The sequence below is a fragment of the Paenibacillus sp. EKM212P genome (genome assembly GCF_011066115.1).
GTDB lineage: Bacteria > Bacillota > Bacilli > Paenibacillales > Paenibacillaceae > Paenibacillus > Paenibacillus polymyxa_B.
On sequence record NZ_JAAMNR010000001.1, the window covers coordinates 768,267 to 780,050 of the forward strand.

General features: G+C 45.2%; 11 protein-coding genes. 4 read left to right on the forward strand and 7 right to left on the reverse strand.

The genetic code is table 11. The features are described from left to right. The first annotated feature begins 132 nt into the window (after positions 1 to 132). Entirely contained in the window at positions 133 to 1,011 is an 879-nt protein-coding gene (locus tag G9G54_RS03610) for an arylamine N-acetyltransferase family protein (protein WP_165176121.1), read from the forward strand. Positions 1,012 to 1,049: 38 nt separating this feature from the next. Here the strand turns inward: G9G54_RS03610 and G9G54_RS03615 are convergent, their stop codons facing one another. Together G9G54_RS03615 and G9G54_RS03620 are read right to left on the reverse strand one after the other, a co-directional pair. Then, on the reverse strand, positions 1,050 to 2,072 hold the full coding sequence (locus G9G54_RS03615) for a globin-coupled sensor protein (RefSeq protein ID WP_165176123.1): 1,023 nt from the start codon (positions 2,070 to 2,072) through the stop codon (positions 1,050 to 1,052). Between the two features lie 297 nt (positions 2,073 to 2,369). Next, a complete protein-coding gene (locus tag G9G54_RS03620) occupies positions 2,370 to 4,265 on the reverse strand; it encodes a PrkA family serine protein kinase (RefSeq protein ID WP_165176125.1) in 1,896 nt (631 codons plus the stop codon). Positions 4,266 to 4,548: 283 nt separating this feature from the next. On the opposite strand from G9G54_RS03620, the gene G9G54_RS03625 reads away from it, so the two are divergent. Continuing rightward, entirely contained in the window at positions 4,549 to 5,382 is an 834-nt protein-coding gene (locus G9G54_RS03625; protein WP_165176127.1) for a DUF2161 domain-containing phosphodiesterase, read from the forward strand. Between the two features lie 19 nt (positions 5,383 to 5,401). Here the strand turns inward: G9G54_RS03625 and G9G54_RS03630 are convergent, their stop codons facing one another. Both G9G54_RS03630 and G9G54_RS03635 read right to left on the reverse strand, forming a co-directional pair. Then, positions 5,402 to 6,655, reverse strand: a complete 1,254-nt coding sequence (locus tag G9G54_RS03630) for an aminotransferase-like domain-containing protein (protein ID WP_165176129.1) — start codon at positions 6,653 to 6,655, stop codon at positions 5,402 to 5,404. 50 nt (positions 6,656 to 6,705) lie between these two features. After that, positions 6,706 to 7,362, reverse strand: coding sequence for a response regulator transcription factor (locus G9G54_RS03635; RefSeq protein ID WP_069291493.1), 657 nt, complete (start codon positions 7,360 to 7,362; stop codon positions 6,706 to 6,708). A gap of 275 nt (positions 7,363 to 7,637) precedes the next feature. Between G9G54_RS03635 and G9G54_RS03640 the strand changes: the two genes are divergently transcribed. After that, positions 7,638 to 8,045, forward strand: coding sequence for a hypothetical protein (locus tag G9G54_RS03640; RefSeq protein WP_013309441.1), 408 nt, complete (start codon positions 7,638 to 7,640; stop codon positions 8,043 to 8,045). Continuing rightward, entirely contained in the window at positions 8,042 to 9,109 is a 1,068-nt protein-coding gene (locus tag G9G54_RS03645) for a phosphodiester glycosidase family protein (RefSeq protein ID WP_165176131.1), read from the forward strand. The genes G9G54_RS03640 and G9G54_RS03645 overlap by 4 nt, the downstream gene beginning before the upstream one ends. A 98-nt stretch (positions 9,110 to 9,207) precedes the next feature. Here the strand turns inward: G9G54_RS03645 and G9G54_RS03650 are convergent, their stop codons facing one another. From G9G54_RS03650 to serC, 3 genes are all read right to left on the reverse strand, one after another. Continuing rightward, positions 9,208 to 9,456 carry an AbrB/MazE/SpoVT family DNA-binding domain-containing protein gene (locus tag G9G54_RS03650; protein ID WP_013309439.1) on the reverse strand — a complete coding sequence of 83 codons (249 nt, stop codon included), beginning with the start codon at positions 9,454 to 9,456 and terminating at the stop codon, positions 9,208 to 9,210. Between the two features lie 376 nt (positions 9,457 to 9,832). Beyond that, positions 9,833 to 10,297 carry a tRNA (uridine(34)/cytosine(34)/5-carboxymethylaminomethyluridine(34)-2'-O)-methyltransferase TrmL gene (gene trmL, locus G9G54_RS03655; RefSeq protein ID WP_061829161.1) on the reverse strand — a complete coding sequence of 155 codons (465 nt, stop codon included), beginning with the start codon at positions 10,295 to 10,297 and terminating at the stop codon, positions 9,833 to 9,835. A gap of 245 nt (positions 10,298 to 10,542) precedes the next feature. Beyond that, a complete protein-coding gene (gene serC, locus G9G54_RS03660) occupies positions 10,543 to 11,634 on the reverse strand; it encodes a 3-phosphoserine/phosphohydroxythreonine transaminase (RefSeq protein WP_185156269.1) in 1,092 nt (363 codons plus the stop codon). Between the last annotated feature and the right edge of the window lie 150 nt (positions 11,635 to 11,784).

The following is an 11,784-nucleotide window of genomic DNA, read 5'->3' on the forward strand; positions in this document are numbered from 1 at the left end:
TGACTGTACCGGTACAACCAAAAATTTATAACATTGTAAACAGCACTTCCCCCTTCTACAATGATGCTAAGACTCAATGCTCCATGGTTTCGAGAAGAGAATTTGGGAAACTAACAATAGAGGTGATTGTATATGTACACCATGACAAAAGAAGAAATAAAAGCTTATTTAAACAGAATTGGAATTCCCGAAATTCAGCCTCCTACCCTTTCCTATTTAGTTGAACTGCATAAGGCTCATGTAAAACATCTTTCATGGCAAACATTGGACATTTTCGCAAGGAAGCCGGCAGCCATTGGTTTTCGAGAATCCATTCAACTCATTCTACATGGGAGAAGTGGTTATTGTTTTCATCTGAATGGTGCCTTTAGTGCACTACTATATTCACTAGGGTACAAAGTCTCTCTGCATCGTGCCGGGGTACAACCTCTGGGAGCTGAACCACGCATTAATTCATTTCATCTTGGACTAACAGTGAACTTGCTAAATGAGCATCATGAAGATGAAGTATGGATTGTTGATGTCGGGCTAGGCGATATGCCCTATGAACCTCTTCCACTCCGTATGGGGACTTATGAACAAGCCCCTCTTCATTATAAAGTTATGGAATCCGGAGTTGTTACAAAAGGTTGGCGCTTAGAGCATGACTCACTTGCTTCATTTGTTGGCGTTGATTTTGCCCCTGCGGTTGTTCAGGATTTGGAAGAATTCATGCCGAAACATCATTTCTATAGCCGCTCAGCGGAATCTCCATGGTTTAACCTGTTTCTGATTCGGCAAAGGCAAGCATTAGAGGCGAATGAACTCAGAGGATGTATTTGGAAAAGACGCGGGCTACACAGTTTGGAAAAAATAGAACTGGATAAGAAGTCGCAGTGGCTGGAAGTGTTGGCAGATGTATTTGGCGAGCCGCTCGTTAACTACAGTCGCCAGGAACGGGACGAGTTATGGAAAAGAGTACTTGCGGCTCATATAGAATGGAAAAAGTCTATGACTGAATCGTTACAGTAGTGAAGCCTCCAACGTAAGGATAGCCTTCAAGTCACATCTTACACCTTTAGCATTTCCGAGGAGTGCTGCAGCATTTCCAATTCCTTCACCATGTTTTCGATCAGCTTTGTGAACGAAGCCAATTCCTCTGAGCTGGAAGCCTGTTGCCGGGCACTGGCTGTTGTGACAGCTGTTTCGGATTGCACACTGTCAAGCATACGGGCAATATCCAGCACCTTGCGCTGAATTTGCTCCTGTGCTTGCTTCGAATTAGATGCAAGCTTTCGCACCTCCTGTGCCACAATTTGAAACCCGCGCCCTGCTTCCTGCGCATGGGCAGCTTCAATCGCCGCATTCAGTCCCAGCAGATGAGTCTGATCGGACAGTTCCCGGATCGTACCGCTCATCTGCTCAATATGCTTAATCTCGTCACTCAAATGCTGTACCAATTCCTCTGTATGTTCCTGCGAAGAAGCAGTGTTGCAGGCACTCTCCGCGATATTATCCGCATTTTCCCTAAGCTCAGCAATCATCCCGGTCAAATTTTGCGCAATTCGGGACACAACGGTCAGCACCTGCGTTTGTTCGTCGGCCAGCTCGTTGATTTGTTCCTTTTCCTTTTCCTGATAAGCTTCCAGTACAAGCTGGGAATCCAGGTTGAACATTTTGGAAAGAGCATGCACAATAGAAAACCAATCCTCTATCCCCGAACGTTTTAAAATGTCGACTGCAATATCAAGATAAGCAATGTACGTGCCTAAATAATAATCGGAAGACAATCCGATTCGGGAATGTACCTGCCCCACAAAAAGACGGTGTTCGATAAACTGATCATCTATTTTTCCATCTGCGAGAGAAAGCCAGTATTCACGTTGTGTTTGTTTTAATCGTTCAATATTCGACCATTTGGAAATAATCGACATAAGATGCGGAACCTTTTCTACATGCTCATAAAACCGATCGACCACCTCATTCACAATAGATTGGAATAGTCCCTGATAATGATGCAATAAAGCCAAATCATCATCAGTAATACCAATATATTGTATCTGTTTTAATCTACTCTCCACGACATGAATCATAAGTTCCTCCAAATAATAGTTTACATATATTTTACATTACCATATTTATCGGCAACTTTTTAGAAAATGTTAAAAAAGCGGAAGATTGATTATGATTTTTTTCATAGCAATTTCAGAAAAATTATATATAAACTCAACTGCTTAATGATACAAAAAAAAGAATCCGGCAGCACCTGAAATCCCCCTGTGCTTGCCGAATTCCCTCTACGAAACACGTTCATCGGATACCTCACAACCGTATGACACCATCCAGATCAACCCATGGTTTCACCATACTGTACTTGTTTATTATTCGTCTTACCGATTCAGGAGGCTACCTACATACCTTAACAGATCGTTGGCGCTGGCTCCTGTGTAGCCGTGCTCCTCAATCAGTCGCTTAATCACCTCATTCATCCGTTTGAGCTGATTAGCGTCAGGCGTTTTGGTCGAAGTCGTAATCTTCACAATATCCTTCAAATCAGCAAACAGCTTCTTCTCAATGGCTTCTCGCAGCCGATCATGATGATGATACTCAAACTTCCGTCCCTTGCGAGAATACGCGGAAATACGGATTAATATTTCTTCACGGAACGCTTTTTTCGCATTTTCCGATACCCCGATTTGCTCCTCAATAGAGCGCATGAGCCGCTCATCCGGGTCGAGTTCCTCATCTGTGAGCGGATCGCGAATTTTCGCCCAATTGCAAAAAGCTTCGATGTTATCCAAATAGTTGTCAAACAGCGTCTTGGCTGATTCCTCGAAAGAGTACACAAAGGCCTTCTGCACTTCTTTTTTCGCCAATTCGTCATATTCCTTACGAGCCACGGAAATGAAATTCAGATAGCGCTCCCGTTCTTCCTTTGTGATGGAGGCATGTTGATCCAGGCCATCCTTAATTGCTCGTAAAATGTCCAGGGCATTGATGGATTCTACATTTTGCTTAATCAATGCACTAGAAATACGATTAATGACATACCGCGGGTCTACCCCGGACATACCTTCCTCCAGAAACTCACTTTGCATTTCCTTCAGATCGGCTTCCTTGTATCCTTCGACCTCTTCACCGTCATACATGCGCATCTTTTTGACCAGATCCATCCCCTGTTTCTTCGTCTCCTTCAAGCGGGTAAGCACGGAGAAAATGGCAGCCGTTCGCAGCGCATGAGGCGCAATGTGGATATGTCTCATATCACTTTGATCAATGAGCTTGGCGTAAATCTTTTCTTCCTCAGATACTTTCAGGTTATAAGGAATCGGCATTACAATCATCCGTGATTGCAACGCCTCGTTCTTTTTGTTAGCAATAAAGCTTTTATACTCGGATTCATTGGTGTGAGCCACGATCAGTTCATCTGCACTGATGAGCGCAAACCGCCCAGCCTTAAAATTTCCCTCTTGGGTCAGAGAAAGCAAATTCCACAAAAACTTCTCATCGCATTTCAGCATTTCCTGAAACTCCATCAGTCCACGATTCGCTTTGTTCAATTCTCCGTCAAACCGATACGCACGCGGATCGGATTCCGAACCATACTCTGTAATCGTGGAAAAGTCGATGCTGCCCGTCAAATCAGCAATATCCTGTGACTTCGGATCAGAAGGGCTGAACGTACCAATACCAATCCGGTTTTCTTCCGATATAAATACCCGCTCCACGCGGACCTTTTCAATATCACCATCAAATTCCGTGCGCAATCTCATCTGGCAGGATGGGCAGAGATTACCTTCAATCCGTACACCCAGCTCCTTTTCAAAATCGGGACGCAGCTCATGGGGAATCAGATGAAGCGGGTCCTCGTGCATGGGGCAGCCTTCAATCGCGTATACGGCTCCCTGATCCGTTCTTGAAAACTTCTCCAGACCACGTTTTAGCAACGTGACCAGTGTCGATTTCCCCCCACTGACGGGTCCCATCAAAAGAAGGATACGCTTGCGAACATCAAGCCGCCTGGCTGAGGAATGAAAATATTCCTCCACCAACTTTTCCAGCGCTCGATCCAGTCCAAAGATCTCCTGCTCAAAAAATTTGTATCGCTTATGTCCCCCAACCTCTTCTACACCAAAAGATTCAATCATCTTGTAAACCCGTGCATGAGCTGTCATCGCCGGCGTCGGGTCTTTCTTGAGTATCTCAATATACTCTCTAAAAGTGCCGCTCCAGGCCAGACGGTTGTTTTCCGCCCGGTACTCCGCAACGCGTTCAAAAATATTCATGCTCGGTTCCTCCCATGACTGCGTAATGACTATCCTCCACTCCTGATGATTATGGCTACACTCGTCACGCCTTTCAGGATATGATGCAATCCCCTTAAAAAAAGTGTAATACATACCTATGCAGATTGATTTCAGAATTGACCTATTTTTTGTGACAGGTCTCTCTGCTTTTTCAAAAAAACCAAGGGATACACTGTGCTAAAATATACAACAACAACGCGGACCTGACGCATTATGGTACAATATAAGCTCGGAATAATGGGATAAAGGAGCGGAAGAAGTCATGGCGGTTCGGCATGAGACGGAGCTGTACGCTCCGGTGAAAGCCTTTTTTGAGAACTTGGGATATGAAGTCAAAGGAGAGGTGCGCAACTGCGATTTGGTGGGTATCAAGCCAGGGCAACAGACACCATTGATTGTGGAGATCAAAAAGACGTTTAACCTGGCGCTTGTGCTGCAAGGCATGCAGCGTTTGAAACTAAGCAGCAATGTATATGTAGCTGTAGAACGAAATCGTGCCAAAAAAGGGGCCGTGAATCAACGCTGGAACGAGCTAGTCGGACTGTGCCGCCAGCTGGGACTTGGCTTGCTCACCGTCACCCATTTTAAAACGAAGCCGCCGCTCGTTGAGGTACTGTGTAAGCCTGCGGCGCATAGCGACAATGTCCACAATGCAGCAACGGTACGCCACGGCTCGCGCAAGGAAAAGCTGCTGCGGGAATTTCACGCACGCAGCGGTGACCACAATACCGGCGGCAGCACCCGACGCAAGCTGGTCACTGCCTACCGGGAAAAAGCGCTGCGCGTAGCCGCAGCCTTGCAGGGCTTAGGGGAAGCTGCCCCGGCGCAGCTCGCTCGCATAGCAGCCGTCAGCACAGCTGCTGCCGTACTTCAGCACAACTACTACGGCTGGTTTGAGCGCGTATCCCGTGGCCGCTATCGACTGACTCCGTTTGGCGAAGCTGCCCTGAACGAGTATGCGGCAGTACTGCAAGAGCATGGCATTAAAACGGCCGCTGAAATAGATGCAGAGCTTGACGAGGACAGTGGACAGCTCCAGATTGCGGAATCGCCAATCACTTACTCCACCGTTGTTGTGGAAGCGGAGGATGACTGACATGGGGCGATGGTTTTCGCTAGCTCCGCGCAGTAAATTCGCTAATCGTCTCACCGATCAGATTCATGCCCATAAGCAATTGCTCACGGCCCGGATGGCTAAAATTGAGGCGAATATGGGACGCGCCTTCATTGCCAACCGCACATAGCGCACCTGGCATAAAGGCTACGCCTTTGGGTAACGCCGCCTTTAGCAGCAATGCGCTGTCCAGCCCATCGGGCAACTGCACCCATACATACATGCCACCGGACGGAATATGATACGTCACGTCTTTCCAAAACGGGCGCTTGAGCAGCTCCAAGATTAATTGAAGTCGAGTCGAATATTCCTTGTTCAGCATCGCTAAGTGCTCGTGCCATTGAAAACGCGAGCTGGTCAACAATTGGAACAGCAGCCGTTGGTTCATCGTACTGGATTGCATATCAGCCAGCTGCTTCAAAGCGTACATTCCTTCAATCAGCGGTGCAGGACCAGCAGCCCAACCCGTTCTCAGCGCAGGAGCAACTGTTTTATTGAACGAACCGATATAGAGCACTTGGCCGCCCTGACCCGCATGATCCAGCGCAAATAGAGAGGGGTAAGTCTCTGCAAATTTTCGACTCTGACCATGTGGACTCTTGTCATGGAACTCATTTTTTTGCTTCAAATGCAATTCACCATAAGAATCATCCTCAACTACTAGCACCTCATGATGCCTGCACAGGTCCAAAATTTCCTGCCGCCTAGCCGCGCTCCATAAGGAGCCCGTCGGATTCGTAAACGTCGGCGTGGCAAAAAAAAGCTTGGGTCGATAACGGATCATTAAAGCTTCAAGCTTATCAGGAATGACACCTTCCCCATCTGATTCTACAGGAACGATCTGCGCACCCTGCATAGATAGCACTTGTAAACATCCAGGAGACGTAGGGTTTTCGACCAATACCGGATCACGCTCATCCACCATCAGCCTTATGATCAGGTCAATGGCCTGCTGACTGCCTGTCGTGAGGAGGATTTGACCTGGTGGTACTCTTACTCCTTTACGCTGTTCCCACTCTCCCGCAAGCCATGCTCGCAAAGGGAAATAGCCCTCCGGTTCACCATACTGGAGGGCGTCAGGGCCGGAGCCAAACACATCATGGGCCGCTTCTTCCAGCAGCTTCACCGGAAACAGCTCTTGTGCAGGTAGTTCTTCAGCCAGAGATATAAAGGAGTGTCTTCTCGCATTTTCCCGGATATGACGCACTGGAGAAGCCAACATCGCAGCCGTTCGTGAAGCAAAGGAATATTGCATGAACATCCTCCTTCTCCTGAAAAATAGGTCATGATCTCCGGGCTGACGCATCAGGCATATAGCTGCTTCATCTGACGCGCATATAAGGCATAACGTTCAATCGCCTGCGCCCGGCTGGACACGCCTAATTTCGCATAAATTTTACGTAGATAATTATCAATGGAGCGCCGGCTAACTTCGATCTCGATAGCAATTTTGTCATATGTAATTCCTTGTACAATACGTTCCATAATAAACACTTCGGTTTGTGTCAATTCGTCAAAAGGCTCGGATGCCATTAACGGCATAAAGGGCCAGTTTCCATACCGAATCCAATCCATTGGTAAAGAAGCAAATCCTTCGCGCAAACCATTGATCAGATGGATTAACTGGCTCGGTGATGCCTGTTTGGATAACATTCCATTTGCTCCGAGCGAAATTAGCTGCTGAAACAACGTAATATTATCCTCATCCGTCATAATAACAATATGGCTGTCCGGAGACAAGGCCCGCATTTGTGTCAAAAATGGTTCCGCCGTTCCCTCAGGCAACCTGTAGTCCATTAAAATGATTTCCGGTCGAATGGAGCAAGCCAGCTCCAAGCCTTCCGTTCCGGAGGAAGACATCCCTCTGACAAGCAAATCCTGCTGGTCTTCCAAAATAAGCTTTGTTCCCAGCATACTTGTAGGATGGATATCTATGATGACCACCTGCCATACTTTTCTCATATCTAAACCTCCTGAGTTTACAAAAAAATACATAGTTAGTAGCGAAAATAATTCTAAAATTAGGGATTGCATATGTAGAAATTGCGCGAATGTGAACGTATAGGAAGCGAAAAACGTTTAAGGAAATTGTATCCTAGGACTTCCTTCCGATGCAATCTCTTTTTCCAATATTTTTATACGACTATTTCGCTTTTGCGAAATAAATAGGCCCATGATAGAATTGGTACTGCAAATAAAGACTGGAAATTTGACTTTACACGGGAGTTGAAAATCGTATGCAAGCTTCACCTGAACGTCCTCCTGCCGAAGCTCGGCGGAGCAATTCAAGAAAGGGGTTACCCGTAAAGGCTTTTCTGCTATTTTGGTTCATTCTTATTATATTAGGTGCTCTCGCAACCTATCTGTATAGCAATCACTTGAAGCAGCAAATGCTAAACGAGATGCAAACCCATACAGACCAACAGATTCAAGCACTCAAATCTGACTATGAAAAGCAACTGACTGCTCTTTCCAAGGAAGTTAGCGGATTGCAGGGAAAAGTCCAGTCCTTCAATGAACTACTGACCTTTACGAAGGATAATGCAAACAATAAGACCGATAACAGCAACAAACTGTATACCCAATTAAACGAAGTCAAGCAGCAACTCAATACACTTCAGAAAAAAATGGACTTGCTAAAATGAATGTAGACGCAAAACAAGTGAACCGGTTCTTTATGTTGGCCCTTGCTCCTTTTATCGGTTTGTTGGGGTATATTTTGTTAGTGCATCCCTCATTGAGCTTTCCTGGGTCTACTTCTTTGAGTCTGCAAAAAGATGAAGTCACTCTACAAATGCAATCAGTAGGCAAGCAGCTTGATGAAGCCAAGCAAACGGCAGCGTACACCTTGTCTACAATTCGCCGGACTTCTGAGCTATACAAGCAAACGACTCAAACGATGAATCAGCTTGTCGTGACTGCCTCTACGCAGTCCAAGCGGCCCGCGATTATCTATGATCGACGCATCACCGCCAAACTGGGGGTTCCCTATGAGCGGGTAGATAGCAATCGGATTACCATTGAATTATTTAAGGTAAACCCGGGAATTTATCATGGCTACGCTATGAAGGTCAAACTTAAAGATCCTACTGCTATGAAAATGTCTTTGGGAAGTGACAAATTGGGTGGCTCCGAAACCACCATGCGTGCAGTCTTGAGACACGGAGCTATTGCAGGCATCAATGCAGGCGGCTTTGCGGATGGAGACGGCAAACGCTATCCATTAAGCACTACTGTCTTGAACGGCCACTACCTTACTGGCTTTCAGTCCAGTTTTAAGGATTTGTCCTTCGTCGGACTGAGTAACGATGGCAAGCTTATCGGTGGCAAATTTTACAGTCAAGGTGCTCTTGACAGCTTAAAGCCTGCCTTTGGTGCTACCTTCGTTCCCGTCCTGCTGCAAAGAGGACAAAAAATGCCTATTCCTGACAAATGGAAAGTCTCCCCCAAGCGGGCCCCACGTACGGTCATTGGCAACTATAAAGATGATCAGTTGCTCATTATTGTCGTAGACGGCTACAATGAAAGCGGGGGTTCAGGCGCGACGCTCGAAGAACTGCAAGGAAAAATGTACAATCTAGGTGTTCAAGATGCCTATAATTTGGACGGAGGCGGTTCCTCGTCGCTTATACTTAACGGTCGAGTCGTAAACAAACCGTCAGATGGTAATTTGCGTCCAGTCCCTACTCATTTTTTGTTCTATAAATAGCTATGTGTAGTCTGCTAACAAATTAAATATGCTTGCCGACGTACGGCTCTATCCGAAAAAAAGCATCACGAACGAATGTCGTGATGCTTTTGCCTCATTTAGGAGGAATACTGTGTCATTTCTGTCAGGCATTGAGCACAAATATAACGGTCTTTGAAATCGTTCACTTGTTCTACTGACCCGCAGAATACACATTTTGGACGATAACGCTCCAAAATAATGTGGTCACCCTGAACCAAAATTTCGACAGGATCTCCCTCATTCATTTGATATCTTTTACGCAGTGACTTAGGCAAAACTATTCTCCCCAGCTGATCAACTTTACGTACCACACCGGCAGGTTTCATCGTGATCGTACACCTCTCCTATTGAGTAATAACTTACAAATTTCTTACCATGCGAAAAACTAGGTACAAAGACACTATTCTTTATGTAGTATTCGCTGTCTTTTTGTCGAATCCTGCTGATCACAGGAAATTTTATTACATTTTTTCATAAAATCATGAACCATATCAAAGTATGGTACAGAATGTCTGTAATATTTTTATCGACCGGAAAGCCAATTATCATTAGCCCTCGCTGAGAAATTTCGCAAATTTTTGACCATACAACCCTTATTTTAGTTCCACTATCATGTAGATTTGAGCAATATAGGTGAAACTTTTATTACCAACTAAGGTCCTGGTTCTTTATTCGCATTTATACTTGTTCACTCGATGTTCTTTACGATAAACCTGGAAAATCCATTTGTCTCAACGCTTCATATACGATAATCGCAGCGGAATTCGACAAGTTTAGAGATCTTACTTTATCTGACATAGGCATCTTGATGCATGTATTTGGATTAGCAGCTAGCAGCTCTGGCGGCAAACCTTTCGTTTCTTTACCAAATACCAAGAAGTCTCCATCCTGAAATGCAATATCACTATATCGCTGATTCGCTTTGGTCGTCGCATAAAAAAAGCGACCTTCCTGATATTTCTCCTGCACTTCAGCAAAAGACTCATGATATTCAATGTGGACAGCATACCAATAATCAAGTCCGGCCCGTTTTAACGTGGCATCGTCGGTTCGGAAGCCCAGTGGCTTCACCAGATGTAGATGAGTTCCGGTTGCAGCACACGTTCTAGCAATATTCCCTGTGTTAGCCGGGATTTCCGGCTCGACAAGCACAATATGTAATGGCATCACGTTTCGTTCCCTTCATTTTAAATTCATAATTCATCAGACAAATAACCTACAGTTTAACCAAAGTGTATACATTAAAAACATACACATTCTTTTATTTTAACAAAATCAGACAGATATGAACATCAAACGACAAAAATTTCAACCCACACCACTAAAAGCCTTCCCCTATACACATTCAGGGAAGGCTCTACATTTACTTTTTCGATTTTAAATATCGTGTATCGAAATATATGTCCGCGTAATTAACTGTTACGTTGCTTGAATCCGTCCATAAACTCGGCTAATGCTTGACAGTTCTCCAGTGGAACAGCATTGTAGATCGAGGCGCGAAGCCCTCCTACACTGCGATGTCCCTTCAGTCCGATAAATCCGGCCTGTTCGGATTCCTTAATAAATTGTTTTTCCAGATCCTCATTCGCGAGGCGGAAGGTTACATTCATGATAGAGCGATCAGCGCTGTCCACACAACCACGATAGAAACCTTCGCTACTGTCAATACGGTTGTATAGCAAAGCAGCTTTCTGCTGGTTCACACGCTCAATGCCTTCCAAACCGCCTTCTTCCTGAATCCATTTCAGCACTTCATTCACCATGTATATGGCAAAGGATGGGGGAGTATTGTAGAGAGAGTTATTTTTTTCATATGTGCTATAACGCAACATCGTAGGAATATTGTCCGGTGAGGAAGTCAGCAACTCTTCACGGGCAATCACGACCGTCACACCAGAAGGTCCCAGATTTTTTTGTGCGCCAGCATAAATCAATCCAAATTGAGTAACATCAAAAGGCTTGCAAAAAATATCACTGGACATGTCCACAATCAATGGTACGGAACCCGTATCCGGGAATTGCTTAAATTGTGTACCTTCAATCGTTTCGTTGGACGTCATATGCACATAAGCAGTATTCTCAGGCAAGTCCAAGGAATCCACATTCGGAAGACGCATGTACTTCTCATCAGCGGAGGATGCAGCAATATGAGCCTTGCCCAGTAGCTTGGCTTCTTTATATGCCTTGTCCGACCAGCTACCTGTCATTACATAGCTCCCAGTCTGTCCTTCGCGCAAGAAATTTAAAGGCAGCATTGCAAACTGCGTACTTGCGCCCCCTTGTAGGAATAACACCTTGTAGCCCTGTGGATTGCCCAGCAGAGATAACAGACGTTCCTGCGCCTCATTATGAACAGATTCATACACAGCTCCACGGTGTGACATTTCCATGATCGACATCCCTGTTCCCTGGAAATCTACGAATTCAGCTTGTACACGTTCCAGTACTTTGAGCGGTAATGCCGCTGGTCCTGCATTAAAATTGTAGGCTCTCTTACTCAACAATTTCCCATCCCTTCTCTACTCTGGTGTGGATATTATCGCTATGATAGCAGTATTCATAAATGCGTTCAAGACTTGTATAAAAATGTTTTTAATTTCATTTATGATGTGACAAAGTTGTGAATGTTAACATATTTAACATCTTTATTCTGT